Origin of the sequence: Arthrobacter gandavensis (genome assembly GCF_015355785.1) — a bacterium.
GTDB classification, from domain to species: Bacteria; Actinomycetota; Actinomycetes; order Actinomycetales; family Micrococcaceae; genus Arthrobacter_B; species Arthrobacter_B gandavensis_A.
This window is the reverse complement of the sequence record NZ_JADKYW010000006.1, coordinates 633,437-651,380: the sequence shown is the minus strand read 5'-3', so window position 1 is coordinate 651,380 and position 17,944 is coordinate 633,437. Positions and strand designations below refer to the sequence as shown.

Annotated in this window: 23 protein-coding genes; 14 read left to right on the top strand and 9 right to left on the bottom strand. The window is 67.4% G+C overall.

Going from position 1 to position 17,944, the window contains the following annotated elements; translation table 11 throughout:
- The first annotated feature begins 19 nt into the window (after positions 1 to 19).
- From ITX31_RS14810 to ITX31_RS14800, 3 genes are all read left to right on the top strand, one after another.
- Positions 20 to 598 (top strand): DnaJ family domain-containing protein, encoded by a 579-nt coding sequence (locus ITX31_RS14810; RefSeq protein ID WP_194784140.1) that lies wholly within the window; start codon positions 20 to 22, stop codon positions 596 to 598.
- 52 nt (positions 599 to 650) lie between these two features.
- A complete protein-coding gene (locus ITX31_RS14805; protein WP_194784139.1) occupies positions 651 to 1,226 on the top strand; it encodes a GNAT family N-acetyltransferase in 576 nt (191 codons plus the stop codon).
- Between the two features lie 114 nt (positions 1,227 to 1,340).
- Positions 1,341 to 2,930 (top strand): Na+/H+ antiporter, encoded by a 1,590-nt coding sequence (locus ITX31_RS14800; RefSeq protein WP_194784138.1) that lies wholly within the window; start codon positions 1,341 to 1,343, stop codon positions 2,928 to 2,930.
- Between the two features lie 52 nt (positions 2,931 to 2,982).
- On the opposite strand, the gene ITX31_RS14795 is transcribed toward ITX31_RS14800, so the two are convergent.
- Positions 2,983 to 4,308: a Y-family DNA polymerase gene (locus tag ITX31_RS14795; protein WP_194784137.1), complete on the bottom strand. Its 1,326-nt coding sequence runs from the start codon at positions 4,306 to 4,308 to the stop codon at positions 2,983 to 2,985.
- Complete coding sequence (locus ITX31_RS14790; RefSeq protein WP_194784136.1) at positions 4,301 to 4,714, bottom strand: LexA family protein; 414 nt, start codon at positions 4,712 to 4,714, stop codon at positions 4,301 to 4,303. The genes ITX31_RS14795 and ITX31_RS14790 overlap by 8 nt, the downstream gene beginning before the upstream one ends.
- Before the next feature lie 321 nt (positions 4,715 to 5,035).
- On the opposite strand from ITX31_RS14790, the gene ITX31_RS14785 reads away from it, so the two are divergent.
- From ITX31_RS14785 to ITX31_RS14770, 4 genes are all read left to right on the top strand, one after another.
- Positions 5,036 to 5,332 (top strand): panthothenate kinase, encoded by a 297-nt coding sequence (locus ITX31_RS14785; RefSeq protein ID WP_194784135.1) that lies wholly within the window; start codon positions 5,036 to 5,038, stop codon positions 5,330 to 5,332.
- 4 nt (positions 5,333 to 5,336) lie between these two features.
- Positions 5,337 to 5,486, top strand: coding sequence for a hypothetical protein (locus tag ITX31_RS14780; RefSeq protein WP_176697573.1), 150 nt, complete (start codon positions 5,337 to 5,339; stop codon positions 5,484 to 5,486).
- A 132-nt stretch (positions 5,487 to 5,618) separates the two neighbouring features.
- Positions 5,619 to 6,011 carry a VOC family protein gene (locus ITX31_RS14775; protein WP_194784134.1) on the top strand — a complete coding sequence of 131 codons (393 nt, stop codon included), beginning with the start codon at positions 5,619 to 5,621 and terminating at the stop codon, positions 6,009 to 6,011.
- A 663-nt stretch (positions 6,012 to 6,674) separates the two neighbouring features.
- Complete coding sequence (locus tag ITX31_RS14770) at positions 6,675 to 7,382, top strand: SOS response-associated peptidase (RefSeq protein WP_194784133.1); 708 nt, start codon at positions 6,675 to 6,677, stop codon at positions 7,380 to 7,382.
- A 28-nt stretch (positions 7,383 to 7,410) separates the two neighbouring features.
- Here ITX31_RS14770 and ITX31_RS14765 read toward each other — a convergent pair whose 3' ends face one another.
- A complete protein-coding gene (locus ITX31_RS14765; RefSeq protein WP_194784132.1) occupies positions 7,411 to 8,379 on the bottom strand; it encodes an aldo/keto reductase in 969 nt (322 codons plus the stop codon).
- Between the two features lie 174 nt (positions 8,380 to 8,553).
- Between ITX31_RS14765 and ITX31_RS14760 the strand changes: the two genes are divergently transcribed.
- The 6 genes from ITX31_RS14760 (at position 8,554) to ITX31_RS14735 (ending at position 13,146) form a co-directional block, all read left to right on the top strand.
- Positions 8,554 to 9,339: a thioesterase family protein gene (locus ITX31_RS14760; RefSeq protein WP_194784131.1), complete on the top strand. Its 786-nt coding sequence runs from the start codon at positions 8,554 to 8,556 to the stop codon at positions 9,337 to 9,339.
- Between the two features lie 4 nt (positions 9,340 to 9,343).
- On the top strand, positions 9,344 to 10,114 hold the full coding sequence (locus tag ITX31_RS14755) for a lipoate--protein ligase family protein (RefSeq protein ID WP_323745704.1): 771 nt from the start codon (positions 9,344 to 9,346) through the stop codon (positions 10,112 to 10,114).
- A 41-nt stretch (positions 10,115 to 10,155) separates the two neighbouring features.
- Positions 10,156 to 10,947, top strand: a complete 792-nt coding sequence (locus tag ITX31_RS14750) for a winged helix-turn-helix domain-containing protein (protein WP_194784130.1) — start codon at positions 10,156 to 10,158, stop codon at positions 10,945 to 10,947.
- Between the two features lie 72 nt (positions 10,948 to 11,019).
- Positions 11,020 to 11,385: a VOC family protein gene (locus tag ITX31_RS14745; protein ID WP_194784129.1), complete on the top strand. Its 366-nt coding sequence runs from the start codon at positions 11,020 to 11,022 to the stop codon at positions 11,383 to 11,385.
- Between the two features lie 8 nt (positions 11,386 to 11,393).
- Positions 11,394 to 12,044, top strand: coding sequence for a hypothetical protein (locus ITX31_RS14740; RefSeq protein ID WP_194784128.1), 651 nt, complete (start codon positions 11,394 to 11,396; stop codon positions 12,042 to 12,044).
- 55 nt (positions 12,045 to 12,099) lie between these two features.
- Positions 12,100 to 13,146: a hypothetical protein gene (locus tag ITX31_RS14735; RefSeq protein ID WP_194784127.1), complete on the top strand. Its 1,047-nt coding sequence runs from the start codon at positions 12,100 to 12,102 to the stop codon at positions 13,144 to 13,146.
- Positions 13,147 to 13,256: 110 nt separating this feature from the next.
- On the opposite strand, the gene ITX31_RS14730 is transcribed toward ITX31_RS14735, so the two are convergent.
- The 5 genes from ITX31_RS14730 to ITX31_RS16120 form a co-directional block, all read right to left on the bottom strand.
- Positions 13,257 to 13,898, bottom strand: a complete 642-nt coding sequence (locus ITX31_RS14730) for an MBL fold metallo-hydrolase (RefSeq protein WP_194784126.1) — start codon at positions 13,896 to 13,898, stop codon at positions 13,257 to 13,259.
- Positions 13,898 to 14,983: an S-(hydroxymethyl)mycothiol dehydrogenase gene (locus tag ITX31_RS14725; protein ID WP_194784125.1), complete on the bottom strand. Its 1,086-nt coding sequence runs from the start codon at positions 14,981 to 14,983 to the stop codon at positions 13,898 to 13,900. Before ITX31_RS14725 ends, ITX31_RS14730 begins: the two co-directional genes overlap by 1 nt.
- A gap of 134 nt (positions 14,984 to 15,117) precedes the next feature.
- The gene (locus ITX31_RS14720) at positions 15,118 to 15,390 is read right to left on the bottom strand and encodes a mycoredoxin (RefSeq protein WP_194784124.1); all 273 of its coding nucleotides are present in this window, start codon (positions 15,388 to 15,390) and stop codon (positions 15,118 to 15,120) included.
- Between the two features lie 16 nt (positions 15,391 to 15,406).
- Positions 15,407 to 16,189 carry a hypothetical protein gene (locus ITX31_RS14715; RefSeq protein WP_323745703.1) on the bottom strand — a complete coding sequence of 261 codons (783 nt, stop codon included), beginning with the start codon at positions 16,187 to 16,189 and terminating at the stop codon, positions 15,407 to 15,409.
- Positions 16,141 to 16,476, bottom strand: a complete 336-nt coding sequence (locus tag ITX31_RS16120) for a hypothetical protein (protein WP_323745702.1) — start codon at positions 16,474 to 16,476, stop codon at positions 16,141 to 16,143. Before ITX31_RS16120 ends, ITX31_RS14715 begins: the two co-directional genes overlap by 49 nt.
- A 93-nt stretch (positions 16,477 to 16,569) precedes the next feature.
- Between ITX31_RS16120 and ITX31_RS14710 the strand changes: the two genes are divergently transcribed.
- Complete coding sequence (locus ITX31_RS14710; protein WP_194784123.1) at positions 16,570 to 17,352, top strand: SOS response-associated peptidase; 783 nt, start codon at positions 16,570 to 16,572, stop codon at positions 17,350 to 17,352.
- A 13-nt stretch (positions 17,353 to 17,365) separates the two neighbouring features.
- Here the strand turns inward: ITX31_RS14710 and ITX31_RS14705 are convergent, their stop codons facing one another.
- Positions 17,366 to 17,830, bottom strand: a complete 465-nt coding sequence (locus tag ITX31_RS14705; protein ID WP_194784122.1) for a VOC family protein — start codon at positions 17,828 to 17,830, stop codon at positions 17,366 to 17,368.
- Positions 17,831 to 17,944: the final 114 nt, after the last annotated feature.

Sequence of the window (17,944 nt, the reverse complement as noted above, 5' to 3'; positions counted from 1 at the left end):
GCTGGGAGGGTAAGCAGCAATGGGCAACCGCGGGGCTGACGCTTACCGGCGCCGGATGGAACGGGCAGCGAGGATACGGGCCGCTGGCATCCCGGAACAGCAGGACGAGACCGCGGAGGAAGCGGACCTTCGGCGGCGGAAGGAGCAGGTGGACCCGGCCAGCAAAGCGGACTACCTGGTCCGCGACGCGATGATGCGAGGCGAGTTCGACAACCTGCAGTACGCCGGCAGGCCCATACCCAACCTCGGTGAAGCCAATGATCCGGACTGGTGGGTCAAAGGCCTGATCGAACGCGAAAATATCAGCGGTCTGGGTCCTCCCGCGCTGTTACTGCGGGTCGAAGACACTGAGCTGGACACGGTCTTGGACGCCAAGCCCTCCGCCGCGCAGGTACGCGAAACCGTGGAGGACTTTAACCGGAGGATCATCGAGGCGCGCCGGCAGCTGCTTGGCGGTCCGCCGGTCATTACGAAACTGCGGGACGTTGAGCTGGAGGTGCAGCGCTGGCTGGACCGGCGTGCCGCGGATCCTGCACCGGAACCGGACCCGGATCCGCGCCGGCCCTGGTGGCGCAGGGTCTGGACCCGGTCCGAATAGCGGCGGCCGCCAAGGGGACCCCTCAGCGACAGGCCACGAAAGAGAAGGAAGCATGGGTATTGCACGGCTGGAGCACGCATCGGCGGCAGAAATCTCCGCCCTGTCCGCCGTCCTGGCGGAAGCGTTCGCGGACTATGCCTGGACTCGCTGGACCGTGGACCGCGAGCGCCGGGAAGCCCGGATCGGAGCCATCCAGCGGTTCTACCTGGAACACCTTGCCCTGCCGCACGGCGAGGTCTGGACCAACCGGGCCCGCTCCGCCGTCGCGGTCCTGCTGCCTCCCGAAGTTGGTGAGCTGGCCCCGCTGACGCCCGAACTGCAGGAGAAGCTGCTCTCGCTGCACGGCGCATCGGCCCGGAACCTGGAGTTCGTGCTGCCGCAGCCGCCCCGTGGCTCCTGGACTCTCGCCACTATCGGCGTCGCGCCGGCTGCGCAGGGGAACGGCCTGGGAACCAGGCTGATGGAAACCATGCTGGCTGCCGGGGCGAACCGCGGCATAGCGCTGGAGACCTCGGCAGAGCAGAACGTGGCGTTCTACCGCCGGTTTGGATTCCGCGTCTGGGCAGTCTCGGAGATGCCTGACGGCGGCCCGCCGGTCTGGTCGATGCTGCGCGCCCCGGGTGGTTAGGCCGGCAGGCGAATCCTCCGGGCGGGTGCCGTCCGCCCTCGACGGGGCTGCTTGTGCTCGGCACACTTAAGGAGGCTGCCCAGCTGGAAAAGCTGCCTGAGGGAAGGTTGGCCCGTGCTCGGTCTGGAACTTGTAGTGGCACTGGGGGTCGCCATCCTGGCCTGCTCACTGGGTGCGGAACGGCTGCGAATCGGGGCGCCGCTGCTGTTGCTGGCCGGGGGAGTGGTGCTGGGGTTCGTCCCGGCATTCCGTCGGGTGGAGCTGCCCTCCGAGGTGGTGCTGCTGCTGTTCCTTCCCGCGCTGCTCTACTGGGAAAGCCTCACTACTTCCCTGCGGGAAATCCGGAGCAACCTGCGCGGCATCGTGCTGTCCGGTACCGGACTCGTCCTTGTAACAGCCGCAGCGGTCGCGTTCACCGCCCATGCCCTGGGGATGCCGTGGGGCCCGGCCTGGGTTCTCGGTGCCGCCCTGGCGCCGACCGACGCCACAGCGGTGGCCGCGCTGGCCGGCAGCCTGCCGCACCGCACCGTCACCGTGCTGCGTGCGGAGAGCCTGATCAATGACGGCACGGCACTGGTGATCTATGCCGTTGCCGTTGGCATCGTGGCGGGAGACGGCGGGTATACGCCGCTTTCAATCTCAGGAATCCTCGCCCTGGCCTACGGCGGCGGACTAACTGCCGGGCTAGTGGTGGCCTGGGCCGGGATCTGGGTGCGCCGGCGGATCCAGGATCCAATGCTGGGCAACGTCGCCACGTTCGTGACTCCGTTCGCTGCTTTCCTGCTGGCAGAGGAGACGGGAGGATCCGGCGTGCTCGCCGTCGTAGTGGTGGGCCTGATCATGAGCCAGGCCGGGCCCCGCGTGACCGCGGCGCTGGCCCGCCGCCAGTCCCAGGCCTTCTGGTCCTTCTCCACGTTCATGCTCAACGCAGCACTGTTCGTGCTGATTGGAATTGAGTTGCACGTGGCAGTGCGGCTGCTCGACGGGCCGCAGATTGCCGCCGGGCTGCTGGCAGTGACGGTTGTCTGCCTGGTGCTGGTACTGGTGCGCATCGTCTTCCTGTTCGCTACGACGTACCTGATCCGGCTGATTGACCGCAGGCCGTCCCAGAAGCTCCGCCGGGTCAGCAACCGCTCCCGGATCCTCAGCGGCATGGCCGGATTCCGGGGTGCTGTCTCCCTGGCCGCGGCCCTCGGTGTTCCTACGATGACGGCCGCCGGTGCGGTTTTCCCGAACCGCGGACAGATCATTTTCATCACGGCCGGGGTGATCCTGGTGACGCTGACCGTCCAGGGTCCGCTGCTTCCCGTGCTCGTGCGGTGGGCGAAGCTGCCGGAAGACACGAGGCTTGCGGAAGAGCGCCGGCTGGCAGAGGTGCGCGCTGCCGAGGACGGGCTGTCCGTCCTGCCGGAACTCGCGGCCCGGCTGGGCACGGACGGCAGGGTCGTGGAGCGCCTGGTCCACGAGTACCGGCACCATCTGGAGGTGCTGCGGGCCGGGGGCGAAGGAGCAGGGGAACCGGCGCCGGCGCTGGAACTCTGGCAGCAGGAGACCGAGCTCCGGCTGGCGCTGCTGGAGCGAAAGCGCACGGTGGTGCTGGCACTTCGGGATAAGCGCACTATTGATGACCGCGTGCTCCGGATCCTGGAAACGCGGCTGGATGTGGAAGAACTGCGGCTCACCCAGCCGGACCGTGACGACTGAGCCGGGAGCAGCCGGGCCTCGGCCCGTGACTCGGGCTCCTCCGGCGCCGGACTCAGCGCGCTGTGACCACCGGAAGCTCATCCCAGACCGTGGTGTAGCGCGGCGAGGAGTACTTGCGGGACATGGTCCACCCAGGGCGGGCACTGGGCATCCCGGCAACGCCAAGTCCAATGCTGGCCGAGCCGTATTTGTCCGCGACCTTGCCCAGCAGCTCCCCGAGGTGGCGGTGTTCCTGCTCCGGGACGAAAGCGTCGAAGACCGGCTGGGCATCCGCACTGGAAAGGCCGCTGAGCATCACCCCCGCCTTGGTGTAGGGGACGCCTTCCACGATCTGGTCTTCGAGGGCAGCCACCGCAGCACGGGTCAGCGCTACCGGGTCCGATGTGGGGCTCTGCAGCCTGACCGTAACGGAAGGGAACGACGCCGCCTTGTGGCTGAAGTGGGAGGTCCCGGCATAGGCGGTGAGTACCCGTGCCTGCTGGTGTTCGCGCTGCAGGCGGGACGCAGCCTGCTGGGCATAGATGCTCATCACCTGCCTCATCTCGGCCGGCGTCGTTACCGGGACCGAGAAGCTGCGCGAGAAGATCAGCTGCTGCCGGTCGGCGCGTTCCTCTTCCTGCGGCAGGCACGGCGTGCCGTTGAGTTCGAGGACGGTCCGCTGCAGTGTGACCGAGAAACGGCTGCGGATAACCGCCGGATCGGCTGCCTTGAGGTCGGCTACGGTGCGGATGCCCATCGCCTCGAGCCGCTTGCCCAGCTTGGCGCCTACGCCCCAGAGCCCGGTGACCGGTACCCGGGACATGATCGCCGCCACGGTTCCGGGGTCCATGGTGTCCAGGTTGCAGACCCCGCCCAGGTGCCCGTTCTGCTTCGCGATCCGGTTGGCGAATTTGGCGAGCGTCTTGGTGGACCCGATCCCCACGCAGACGGGCAGGCCGGTATGGCGGGCCACAGCGGCACGGATCCGCGCACCCTGCGTATCCAGTTCCCGTGCCGTACCGGCCAGGCCCAGAAAGGACTCGTCGATGGAGTAGACCTCCTGCCACAGGGCGTACCGGCCCAGCAGCTCCATAACCCGGGAACTTAGGTCGCCGTAGAGCTCGTAGTTGCTTGATCGCTGGATGAGCCCGAGGCGCGGCGCGGCTTCGGCCAGTTTGAACCAGGGTTCCCCCGTCTTGATGCCGAGCGCTTTCGCCTCGTCGGAGCGGGCCACCACACAGCCGTCATTGTTTGACAGAACGACGACGGGCACGCCTTCCAGCCTCGGGTCGAAGGCGCGCTCGCAGGAGACATAGAAACTGTTGACGTCCACCAGTGCGATCCGGTGCAGCTGCCCGGAGGGGGAGCGGGCACCGGCACCGTCCGGACCATCAGACATGGTGGAGGCAGCGGGTCACGACGCCCCAGATGGTCAGCGCTGCCGGGTCCGGAACGCTCACGTCCTGGTACCCCGTGTTTTCCGCGGCCAGGACAATGCCCCGGCCGGTGAGCCGGAGCCGGCGCACCGTCAGCTCGCCGTCCAGTACGGCGACTACCACTGATCCGTCGCGGGGCGTGAGGGAACGGTCAACTATCAGTTCGTCTCCGTCGCTGATTCCGGTGCCGGACATTGAGTCGCCGGAAACCCGGACGATGTAGGTGGAAGTAACGTCCCGGATCAGGTGCCGGTTGAGGTCGATGCGCCCATCGAAATAGTCGCGGGACGGGCTGGGAAAGCCGGAGGCGGCATCGGCGTCGGACACCGATGCGGAGCGTGAATTGCCGGAGACATTGAAGACTGGCATCCGCCGGGCACCTCCACTGCTCTTAGAACATACTTTCGATTTATCCAACCCTAGCACTGTGCGGGCGAGCGAGAGATAGAGTGCGGTGCGAATCCTCCGACTACGCTGCAGCCTTCAGACGGCTGGCGGTGGATCCACTGCTCCCCGGCGGTTCCGGACGCTATCGTGCAGCCAGCCACGACCTCGCCTCCGACCGGCAGATCAGCGGGCCGGAACTCCGTTCGCCCTCGCCGGCGGCCGTGCTGGTTGACGGACTCTTCCTGCACAGGCCCGAACTGTCCGGTATCCGGGACGCGACGGTATTCCTGGATATTCCTGGATGTGTCGTTCAAGACATCCTTCCGGAGAATTGAACTCCGGGACGGGGCCAATCCTGATCCGCGGGCGCCGTCGAACCGCCGGTACGTCGGCGCCCGGCAGATCTACCTTGCTGACTGCAATCCGCGTGCCGCCGCGTCAATCCTGGTGGATTACAACGACGCCGCGGCACCGCGGCTGGTCCGTCCGGCTCCGGCCCGGCCCATCCGGAATGCCGGAGGGGGCGGCAGGTGGGGCGAAGGCCTGCACGCCCGGGGAGGTGTCCGGTTCGGGCTGGGCCCGCAGCGGAGATACCGTTAAGCGCATGAACGTCGAGGTGTACATCCCGCCCAAGCTGGGCCGGGAACTGGAAGAGCTGGCCGCGGAACAGGAAGTTCCGGTGGAGACCCTGATCCTCAACGGAGCCCGCCTGCTCTTGGAGCACCGCCACCGCCGGAACCACGTCCAGTCCTAGCTCCGGGCGGCCGCAGCTTCTTCGCCCGAACCCCTTCCAGGCAATCTGCAGGCTGCCTATTGTTGCCGCATGGATGCGGCCTTAGGCAGTCTTCACGCCGCCCCAACGGAACGAAGCGGAAGGACTATAGCCATGAGGATCGTGACGGCCAGCATCTTTGTTGATGACCAGGAGAAGGCGCTGGATTTTTACACCCGAGTCCTCGGATTCGAGAAGAGGCAGGACCAGCCCGCGGGCGGCGCCCGGTGGCTGACGGTGGGAAATCCGGGTGAGGAGGGCGGCGTCGAACTGCTGCTCGAACCTAGCTCGCACCCTGCCGTGGCCCCGTTCAAGGAAGCGCTGGCGGGCGACGGAATTCCCTTCAACTCCTTCGCGGTGGATGACGTAGCGCGGGAGTACCAGCGGATGCTCGCTCTCGGTGTCGAATTCACCCAGCCCCCGGCGCAGATGGGGCCGGTGACAACCGCTGTCTTCTCCGACACGTGCGGGAACCTGCTGCAGATCGCCTCAATGGGCCAGGGCTGAGCGCGCTGGGTTTGCGCCCGGGCCGCTCACGCGCCCGGCGGGAGGCTAGCCCCGGGAACCATAGCTTGGTTCCCGCAGAGTGGAGCCGCTGATGCGGTGCATCCGCTGGCGGCAAAAGGGGTCATAGACGGCGACGCCGATCCGGCCGGTTGCAGGATCGGCGCAGCGGATGCAGGTGCACGGGGCGTTCACGTGCCTTGAACCTTTCTACTGCTGGATACCGGAACTGGTTCTTCCATTCTTACTCCCCGGCGTCGGCGTCCTTTCGCCGAGGGATGTGCGGGACCGGCCGGAGGAGCGCCGGGAAACGGCCGATGCCCACACCCAAGTGGAGCGTCTGGTACCGGCGTCTTCCCAAAGCACCTGCACTGCTTTCGCTGACCACGTGCAGGTTTCGCCGGCAACATGCTCCGCGCAGCCGGGAAAACGGATCCATGCCCAGACTGGGATGGCGGGCATGGAAGTGCTGGGGGGAAAGTGGTCAAAATCAAGTTCTTCGGGGGTTAGTCCGATGGGTTCCGCGCGCCTGGCATACCTGGCCGCCAGCCGCGCCGCAGCCTGGGGATCCATGCCTTAAGTAGAACATACATTCGAATCCTGCGAGTGGCCGGGAAGGGGCGGATGCACTGTGTTCCTCCGCCGAAGTGCGGCACAATGCTGTCCATGTGCGGACGGTATGTGATGGCCCGGGCCACGTCGGACCTGGTTTCGGCTTTCGCGGCGGATCAGGTGGTGGGGGAGGACGTGGCGCCGTCCTGGAACGTAGCCCCGACGGACGATGTGCGCATCATCACGGAACGCCGCGGCCCGGACGGCACCGTGCGCCGCCTGGCCACGGCCAAATGGGGCCTGGTTCCGGTGTGGGCGAAGGATCCCAGGATTGGTGCCAGGATGATCAACGCACGCCGGGAGACCATCCTGGAGAAGCCGGCGTTCCGCAAGGCTGCGGTGAAGAGGCGGGCACTGGTGCCCGCGGACGGGTACTACGAGTGGGAAAAGACCGAAGGCGGAAAGATCCCGACCTACCTTTCCCCCACGGTTCCTGATCCGATCGCCTTTGCAGGACTCTACGAATTCTGGCCCGATCCCAACCTGCCCGACGACGACGAGCACAAATGGCTGCTCAGCGTCACCATCATCACCACCGAGGCGGCCGACGAACTCGGACACATTCACGACCGGACTCCGCTGGTGGTGCCTCCGGACCTCTACTCCGCATGGCTGGACCCGCAGCTGACGGACGCGGAGGCAATCGCAACCCTGCTGGACGCAATTCCCGAGCCTGTCCTCAGCCCGCGGGTAGTCTCCAGCGAAGTCAACTCCGTGCGGAACAACGGCCCGCAGCTCATCCAGCCTGCGGAACCGGGCTAGATCCGGACGCGTGCCGGATCCGGAAGGCTTACCAGGCGTAGTCCTCCGGAGCCGGCTGATGACCGGGGAAAATCTCGTCCAGTGTCCGCAGTGTGCTCTCGTCCAGTTCCACTTCCAGTGCGGCCAGGGCGTCGTCGAGCTGGCCCATGACACGCGGGCCGACGATCGGGGCGCTGACGGCAGGCTGGTGCAGCAACCAGGCCAGGGCGAAGATCCCGGGCTCGATCTCCAGCTCCGCCGCGAGGTCCTCGTACGCCTGAATCTGCTCCCGGTGCTTTGCCAGCAGCTCCTGGACCCGCCCCTCCGCACGCCTGCCGCCGTCGTCCTGGGACTTCAGGATGCCGCCCAGCAGCCCGCCCTGCAGCGGGGACCAGGGGATAAGGCCCAGCCCGTACTGCTGCGCAGCGGGAATTACTTCAAGCTCCACGGACCGGTTGACCAGGTTGTAGATGCTCTGCTCCGATACCAGCCCGGCGTAATTGCGCCGCCGGGCGCTCTCCTGGGCCTGGGCGATGTGCCAGCCGGCAAAGTTGCTGGAACCGTTGTAGATGATCTTGCCCTGGGCGACGGCGGTTTCCATGGCCTGCCAGATCTCATCCCACGGGGTATTCCGGTCGATGTGGTGGAACTGGTACAGATCCACGTAGTCCGTCTGCAGCCGCTTCAGGCTGGCATCCAGTGCCTGCCGGATGTTCAGCGCCGAGAGGAAAGTCTGGTTGGGCCCCGGCCCCATGGAGCCGTAAAGCTTGGTGGCGATGACGGTCGACTCACGCCGTCCGCTGCCCTTGGCGAACCAGCGGCCGATGATTTCCTCGGTCAGGCCCTTGTTCTCCCAGCCGTACACGTTCGCCGTGTCAAAGAAGTTGATGCCGGACTCACGCGCCGAATCCAGAATGCCGTGCGCTTCGTCCTCCGGGGTCTTAGGTCCAAAATTCATGGTGCCAAGGCAAAGGCGGGAGACCTGCAGGCCGGCGCGGCCCAGATGCGTGTACTTCATGGTTCCTCGGTTCCTAGGTGGAAGGGCCTGGCCGGAGGTGCCAGGATCCTGCAGAGGTTTGCTCCACGGCCATTGAACACCGCCGCGGAGACACGGGGAAGGGGCCAGCGCCGTGCCGGGGCCGCGGGCAGGATAGCCTGAGTACGCATATTCCAGCACGCGCCGGGAGGATAAGTGGCCGAATCGTACTACCGCTCACTGGGTGAGGGGACTTTCGAATCAACCCGTCACACGCAGGGTGCGTGGAACGAGGACGAACAGCACATGGCGCCGGTCGCCGGGCTGCTGGTGCACTGCCTGGAAGAGGCGGATCCCCGTCCCGGGATGCGGCTGGCCCGGGTGAGCTTCGAAATCCTCGGCGTTATTCCGCAGGGTGTCTTTGATGTCACCACCAAGGTCATTCGCGCCGGACGCACCATCGAACTGCTGGAGGCCGAGCTGACGGCCGGCGGACGGACTGCCGTGCGTGCCACGGCCTGGCGCCTCGCGCAGGGAGATACCACCGAGGTAGCTGCCGTGGAAGACGAGCCGATGCCCGGCCCCGGGCAGGCTCAAGGATTCGACGGCATGACCGCGTGGCCAGGGGACTTCATCAACGGCCTTGAGTTCCGGGCGGTTCCCGGTCTGCGGCCCGGACGCGGCCGGGTATGGGTGCGCTCGCCGTTTGAAATGCTCGACGGCGTGCAGACGCCCTCGACGGTCCGGCTGCTTGGCCTGGTCGACGCCGCCAACGGCATTGCCGCCCGCGTCCCGCCGGGAGGCGACAGCTGGATGTTCCCCAATGTGGACCTGCAGATCCACCTCTACCGCCGGCCCGCCGGGCATTGGCTGGGCCTGGATACCCGGGTTAGTTTCGGCACTGACGGGATAGGCCTGACATCCTCGGTGCTGCATGACGAGTCCGGGCCCTTCGGACGCAGCGAACAGATCCTCACCGTCCGTCCGCTGGGACGGAACTGACCCTGTGGAGACGCGCGTGCTGGACGTCTACCGCCAGGAACAATCCTTCGGCGCCGCCGGGGACCTTCAGCACGCCCTTGACCTGCTGGCAGCAGCCCGCGGCGGAGGCCTGGGCCCGTCCCTGCGGATCTACCAGCCGCGTCCCACCGTGGCCTTCGGGCAGCGGGACGCCCGCCTGCCGGGTTTTGCCGACGCAGCTGCCGCCTGCAGGGACCTGGGTTTCGAGCCCTTGGTCCGCAAGGCCGGCGGACGGGCAGCCGCCTACCACCAGGGCTGCCTGGTCCTTGACCACATAGAACCCGAAGCAGACGCCGTCAGGCACTCGCTGGCTCGCTTCACGGACTTCGCGCAGCTGCTGGCCGGAGCCCTGCGGCATGCCGGGGTTCCGGCAGGCGTCGGGGAAATCCCCGGCGAGTACTGCCCGGGCGAATACAGCGTGCATGGCGGAACCGAAGCCCGGATCAAGCTCGTGGGCACCGCGCAGCGCGTGGTCTCCGGCGCCTGGCTCTTTTCCTCCGTAGTGGTCATCGAGGACTCCGCACCGCTGCGCGAAGTCCTCACAGCCGTGTATGAGGCACTGGGCCTGGACTGGGATCCCGCGACAGCCGGGGCAGCCGAGGACCTCAATCCAGGGCTCACCGTCGCCGGTGCCGAGGCATCCCTGCTTGCCGCCTACGGCAGCTGCGCAGAGCTCCGCACGGCAGATCCCGGGCACTTGGAGCGAATCGCCGCGCCCGGCACTACTGTCTTTCCAACCGCTGCCCAGTCCCGTTAGGCTCGGGCAGCGCAAGCCATTACAAGCAAAGGACCCGCACGTTGCCCAAGAAGAGCGTTGAAAACACTGCCCTGCGGCTCAAAGCCATCCTGGAAGTCCTGGCCCGCCAGGACCCGTCAGCGGAGAAGAAGACATCCCGGGCCGAGGTGCTGCGCCTGGCCCTTGAACAGGTGCCGCTGGAAGGAACCGAAGCGCAGCTGCTGGCCAGCGGCGTCGCCCGTGGTGAACGGGCGCTGGTTACTGCCAGCACCAAACTGGTCAAGGCCGGCTGGATCCTGAAGGAAGGCCGCGCCGGGTGGAGCATCACGTCCCAGGGCCGTTCCGCGCTCTCCGACTTCCCCGACGTCGAACACCTGCACGCTGCGCTCAGCGGCAGCGAGCACTCAGTCACGGCAGTGACCAAAGCAGAGGCGCACAGCGAAGCCGTGCTGGAGGAAGCCCTGGTGGTCTCCGACGCCGCTGCGGAACCAGCAGCTTCGGCCCACGGTGCGCACGCCGACGAGCACTACGACGGACCGTCCTTCCCCCAGCCGAACGCCGTCGCAGTGCCGGGAACGTTCGGCTCCGTGCTGGGCGGTGCTGATTGGGATCCCGCGGCGGAGGCCGTGCAGCTTGGCTTCGACCGCAGCGATGAACTGTGGAAGCTCAGCGTCGACCTGCCCGCGGGGGACTACGAGTTCAAGGCGGCCCTGAACCGCGGCTGGGATGAGAACTACGGCCAGGGTGCGCACTTCGACGGCGCCAACTACCACCTGGAGCACGCCGGAGGACCCATGACCTTCCTCTACGACCACGCGACCCACACGGTGGTAACCAAACCCGACGGGCTATAACCGCATGACCGTTGCCGGGCACCCGTGCTGCGGGACTATCATCGAGGTCACGGCAACGGTGAAGGAGTGCCCATGTTCGAGTACGGCAAGGCGTTCAGCGGATTCGCCGTGGATGACGTTGACTCCGCCCGCCGGTTCTACGGCACCACCCTCCGGCTCCCGCTGACCCAGGTCCAGGGGCGGCTGCGGCTTGAACTGGCGCCGCAGAACCACGTGCTGGTGTATGAGAAGGCCGGGCATGCGCCGGCCGCCTACACCGTGCTGAATTTCCCGGTGCATGACGTGGAGGCTGCCGTGCGCGAACTCAGCGGCAGGGGTGTGGTCTTCGAACCCCTGGACACCGGCACAGGCGACGGCATCTTCCGCCGGGGAGGTGCGGCCATGGCCTGGTTTCGGGACCCGTCAGGGAACATCCTCTCGATCCTGGAACAGGACTAGCGGCCTACGTGGCACGGTGGCGCGATGCATTTGGCCCGGAGGGCAGGCCGTACCGGCGGATCCTGGCGGCCGCTGCCGCAGCGGGCTCGGCTGCGGGGGTCTACCTCAGGCTCGTCCGGCCGCTCCGCAGGCACGCCGCACCCGGTCCCGGCCCGCGGATGCCGGGGGATGCGGTCCTCACCGGCCCCGTGCTGCAGTACACCCGCAGCATCCTCATTCCGGCGCCTGCAGCGGACATCTGGCCGTTCCTGAACCGGATAGGGCACGGACGGGCCGGCTGGTACGTCTTTGACCGGGTGGGACTGCCGGACCAGGGTGAGGCAGACCGTGCTGTTCCGCAGCTGCGGGACCTGGAAATCGGGGACCTGCTGAGCACGGGAACCGGGCACCGCCTGCGGATCAAGGAAGTCCAGCCCAGGGACTGGATGCTGTGGGCCGACGGCGACCGGCGGTCCACCTGGCTCTGGCTGCTGAAGCCGCTGCAGCCCGGCCGGACCCTGCTGGTGGTGCGCGCCCGTTTCCAGTACGGCCTCCGGCGGCCCGGCGTCCTGGCGTCGCTGCCGTTCGACGCCGTCTACTGGGCTTCCCTCCGGCGGACCATGCTGACCCTTCGGGACCGGGCCGTGCTCCGCTCCGCGACTCGATTGGGGAAGCGCTGAGCCAATTCCGGGGAACCGCGCTACGGGCGGGCGGGGCCACTGCTAGCTTGGAGATATGGAAGAACTTCCTGCCGCTCAGCTGTTGCTGGCTGGACCCCGCGGCCGGGAACTCTGCCTGGACCTTGCCCGGTCGCTTTCCCCCGGCTTTCCCGCGTTCTCCTGCGGAAGCAGCGACCCGCTGCCCCGCGGCCTGGGTCAGGAATCCAAGGGAGTTCTCCAGGTGCTTGGAGCCCTGCCGCAGCGGCCCGGGATCACCGTTGCACAAGTACTCCAGAGCCTGGACCGCGTCGTGAAGCACGCCTCCTACTGGCAGCCGCCGTCGGACTCCGCGCGCGTGCTGGCCGAACCGGAGGTGAGGGATCTCCTCCTCCCGGTGGCCGTCGCCGTCGTGAGGGCGCGGCCCCAGTGGTGGCTGGCGCCCGGCGCGCTGACCCAGTACTACGTCCAGTGGATCGCCAGCACCACGGTTCCGGGGACGGATCCGCCGACGGTGACCGGCAGCGCCGCGGGTCTACGGCGCTGGCGCGAGTCGATTTCAGCCGAGGAAGGCAACACGCCGCTGGTCGCCAACTGGACCGGCCGCTGGTGGTCCGTTCCGGCGCTCTCTGACGTTCCGGTCACCACTCCGGCGATTCCCGAGAACGGCCCGGCGGGGCTGCGGATGGTCGAAGATCCGCTGCCATGGACCACGGCGCGGACCTTTCCGCTCCGGGCTGCGGAAGGTTCCCGGATTTACGAGATCCGGGAAGCGCGCAGCTGGCAGGACCTGGTCTCGGCCTATCCGCTGGAAGTGACCCGTTCGCGTGGACGCAGCTGGGCCGTGAGTTCAGGGAACGCGGAAGCGGACACCTGGTTTTGGGCAATTCCGGACTGGCAGGCGGTGGCCCGGGACTACGACGGCGTCCACCTCAGCGTCGCCGGATACCTGCGCACCGCCGGGAGCGTACTCGACGCCGCCGGCGTGAAGACCATGCTGGCAGGCTGGGCGCCCGCCGAGACCTGGTGGCTTAACGACGTCCTGGTACCGGCCGGAGACCCGGCGACCTGGACAGCCACCCCCGGCCACACCGGGTGGCAGGTCCAGGCGGGCGCTGCTCCCTGAGCTTCCCCACCCCCAAAAAATGTCGAGAGGGCAGTTACGGCTGCTTTCAAGCTTCTTTCGACCCGTAACTGCCCTCTCGGTGGGGATGGCGCCGTGCTGCGGGCAGGACCCTAGTGCCCGCGGGCGATCCATTCGTCCAAGTGCGGTGCCTCAGCGCCGATCGTGGTTGAATCCCCGTGCCCGGTGTTCACCGTGGTCTCGGCCGGCAGCGTCAGCAGGCGCTCCCGGATCGAGTCGATGATGGTGCCGAAATCGCTGTAGGAACGGCCGGTGGCTCCGGGGCCGCCGCTGAAGAGCGTGTCGCCGGAAAAGAGCACGGGGATGCTGCCTTCTTCGTCTTCGAGCAGGAAGCAGACCGAGCCGGGGGAGTGCCCGGGGGTGTGCAGTGCCTCGAGCGTGACGCCGGCAATCTCGAAGGTGTCGCCGTCTTCGATGACGTCATCGGGTGCCTCGTCCGGGAACACGGCGTCCCAGAGCATCCGGTCTGCCTCGTGCAGGAAAACCGGTGCGCTGAACCGGTCCTGGGCCTCGGTCACGGCGCGGATGTGGTCGTCGTGGCCGTGGGTGAGCAGGATGCCCATGACTTCCCGGTCCCCGACCGTTTCGGCGATCGCGTCGACGTCATGCGCGGGGTCGATGATGATCACCTGCAGGTCATCGCCGATGATCCAGACGTTGTTGTCCACGTCCCAGGTGCCGCCGTCCAGGCTGAAGGTGCCGGAGGTGACAACCTTGTCGATGCGGGCCGCCATTAGAGTTCCACCACCGAGCGCAGGACCTTGCCGTTATGCATCTTGCCGAAGGCTTCCTCGATCTCGTCGAGGCCGATCCGCTCCGAGACGAACGCATCCAGGTCCAGCCGGCCGAGCTTGTACTGCTCCACCAGCATGGGGAAGTCGCGGGAGGGCAGGCAGTCGCCGTACCAGGAGGACTTCAGGGAGCCGCCGCGGCCGAAGACGTCCGCCAGCGGCAGCTCGATCTGCATCTCAGGGGTTGGCACGCCCACCAGGACCACGCGGCCGGCAAGGTCACGGGCATAGAAGGCCTGCTTGTAGGTTTCCGGGTGTCCCACGGCTTCAATAACGACGTCGGCGCCGTTGCCGCCGGTGAGCGCACGGATGGCTTCCACCGGATCTTCTTCGCGGGAATTGATGCCGTGCGTGGCGCCGTTCGCCAAAGCCAGGTCCACCTTCGCCGAGTCAATGTCCACGGCGATGATGGTGGTGGCACCGGCCAGCTTGGCGCCCGCCACGGCTGCGATGCCGACGCCGCCGCAGCCAATGACGGCCACGGATTCGCCGCGCTTCACCTCACCGGTGTTGATGGCGGCACCAATGCCGGCCATCACGCCGCAGCCGAGCAGGCCCGCCGCGGCGGGATCGACGTCGTCGTCCACCTTGGTGCACTGTCCGGCGGCAACCAGGGTCTTCTCGGCGAACGCGCCGATGCCCAGCGCGGGGGACAGCTCGGTGCCGTCTTCCAGCGTCATCTTCTGGGTGGCGTTGTGGGTGTTGAAGCAGTACTGCGGCTGTCCCTTCCGGCAGGCGCGGCACTCACCGCACACCGCACGCCAGTTCAGGATCACGCGGTCGCCCGGGGCCACCTCAGTGACGTCGGGACCGACTGCGGAGACCACACCGGTTGCTTCGTGGCCGAGCAGGAACGGGTAGTCATCGCTGATGCCGCCCTGCTTGTAATGCAGGTCCGTGTGGCAGACGCCGCAGGTGAGGATGTCCACCAGGGCTTCTCCGGGCCCGGGATCCGGTACCAGGATGGTTTCCAGGGAGACCGGCGCGTTCTTTTCCTTGACTACTACAGCTTGGACCTTGTGAACCATGGGGGAGGGCTGCCTCTCGGGTGATGTCTCAGGGGCACCCCGGCGTTCCGGGGCTACGGCTTCCATCCTAGGGACGCCGATGCCGGGAGTCACTTTCGCGGCTCCCGGCATCAGTGCATGCAGAAAAGCTCAGGTCACAGGCCCAGGCGGGATTTCACCTCGGCGGCGGAGGGGTTTGTTGCGGCTGAACCGTCGGGGAAGATCACCGTGGGAACGGTCTGGTTGCCGCCGTTGAGGGACTCCACCAGCTCAGCGGTGCCTTCGGTGTTCTCGATATTCACTTCGGTGTAGCCGATTCCCGCCGAATCCAGCTGGGACTTCAGCCGGCGGCAGTACCCGCACCAGCTGGTGGAGAACATGGTGATGGTTCCGGCCTCGGGCGTGAAGGTTTCGGCTGTGGCGGTCATGGGGGCTCCTTGCTGCTTAGTACGGGGGTTCTGCTGCTTCCTCAACGCCGGTCCCGTCGGTTTGATTCCCCGGACGTGGCTCCGGAGCCGCCGTCCGGTCCGGAGGCCCGTGCCGCGGGCCGCGGAATGAGCAGCGGAATGAACCGGATGCACAATGCCATTCCGGCGAGCTCCACGAAGGTCTGGGTGACGACGGCGGCAGCGGCGGGTCCCGCGGCTTCGGGGAGGGCGAGCGCCAGGGGAAGCACCACCAGTGAATTGCGCGTCGCTCCGCTGATGCCAGGGCGCGGGCGCTGCCGTAGTCCAGTCCGCCGGCGCGGCCGGTGAACGCCCCGGCGAGGACCATGACGGCGAGGAACGCGGTGTAGAGGGGAACCAGCGATGCCAGGGCGGCGCCTTCCTCCAGCACCCGGCGGGCCTGCGAAGCCGCGACGGTAAACAGGACAGCAAGCATCAGCGGCACCATTGACGCGTTGCCGGCGGCTGCGAGCGCGCTGAACGCCGAACGGCGTTTCGCAAGCAGCTGTGTCGCCGCCGCTGCTGCCAGCGGAAGGAGGATGAGCAGTACCAGGGCCTCCAGGAACGGTCCGGGTTCAATGAAGCCCGTGACCGAGCCTGAGGTGAACAGCCAGAGGAAGGGCGGCAGCAGGAGCGGCTGGACAATCATCAGCAGCGGTGTGGCCGCCAGCAGCTTGCCGTGGTCCGCCCCGCCCAGGGCAGAAAACACGATCACGTAGTCCACGCAGGGAGTCAGCAGGACCAGCAGCACGCCGGTGAGCAGGGCGGCGTCGTGCGCCACGACCGGGAGAGTGCGAAAACCAGCACCGGGACCAGCACAAAGTTCACCAGCAGCAGTAGCCCCAGGAAGCGCAAATCCAGCAGGCCGGCCCGGATCCTGGTGAAGGGCACCGCCAGGAAGGTGGCGTAGAGGAGCAGTCCGATGACCGGATTGATGAGGACCTGCAGGGCGGACGTCCCGGGAACCGCGGCACCGGCCAGGAACCCCGCCGCGAGGGCTGCGAGGCAGAGTAAGATCTGGTGCCGCTCGAGTGCTTCCCGGAGGCCGGTGCCTGCCCTGCTGTCCATTCCTGGAAGACTATCCTGCCGGAAGCGCATGCTGCCGCGGCGGACCCGGTGCCCGGTTCCGGGGCCACCGGCTCCACAGGGCAGACTGGAGGCATGTGCGGACGATATGTGATGGCCCGGGCCGTGGGTGACCTGGTGGCGGAAGCTGAAGCGGAGGCCGATGCCAACCTCGAGCTCCGCCAGTCCTGGAACGTTGCGCCGACGTCGGATGTGCCGGTGGTCCTTGAACGGGTGATTGACGGTGCCGCCGTGCGCCAGGTCCACGTGGCGCGGTGGGGACTGGTACCGGGCTGGGCCAGGGACATCTCCGTGGGAGTCCGTGCCTTCAACGCCCGCAGCGAGACCCTGCTGGAGAAGCCCACGTTCCGCGCGGCGGTCCTGGCCCGCCGGTGCGCAGTGCCCATGGAGGGCTACTACGAGTGGCAGGCGGGCCCGGGCGGCATCCGCAGGCCTTATTTTGTCCACCGTGCCGACGGCAGGCTGCACTGGTTCGCCGGGCTGTATGAGTGGTGGGCTGACCCGGCACTGGCAGCCGGGGATCCGAACCGGTGGCTGCTTTCCGCATCCGTTCTGACGCTCGCCTCACCGGAACCGGACAGCGCGGACCCGGTCCTGCGCAGGCTCGGGGAACTTCACGGCAGGATGCCGCTGCCGCTGTCCGGGGAGGACCTGGACGCGTGGATCGCCCCGGGGACGCTGGGCGCCGCTGAAGCACTGGAAAGGCTGTCAGGCGCCGTGGGGAACGCCCACGCTGCGGCGGGCGCCTGGATGATTGAACCGGCCAGTCCGGCGGTCGGGAATGTGCGCCACGACGGTCCGTGGCTGCTGGACGCGGAAGAGCACCGCGGCGCTGAAACCGGGGACGTGCTGTTCTAGGAGGTGTGCCGGCCTAGGAGGCGGACAGCGCCGCACCGGGATCGCCGGGATCCAGCGCGGAAAGGGTCACGGTGCCGTCTTCGCCAACCCTGAGCCCGGGGTTGTGGCAGACCTCCCAGCGGAAACCGTCCGGGTCCGTGAAATAGCCCGAGTAACCGCCCCAGCTCATCTGCATGCCCGGAGCGGCTATGGATCCGCCGGCGGCCGCTGCGTCATGCAGGATTGCATCCACGTCCATCGGGGAACTCACGTTGTGCGCCAGCGTGACCGGTGCCAGGCTGGCGGATCCGGTGGCTCCCGACTCGGCCGCCAGATGGTCGCTGCGGAAGAAGGAGAGCAGGATTCCGTGTCCCACCTGAAAGAACACCACTTCGCCGGGTACGTATTGCACGGGATTCCAGCCCAGGCGGCTGTAGAAGGCGTGGGACACTTCAACGTCGCGCACGCCGAGGGTGACGACGCTCAACTGGGGCAGCATGAAACGAATCATCCCACCTAAACCCCGGCAAACGAAGTACGTGACCAGACAGGATTTCCGCGCCTGGACAGTGGGTTCTTTGGCGGGGCGTTGACGCAGCCGCCGTCGGAGGTT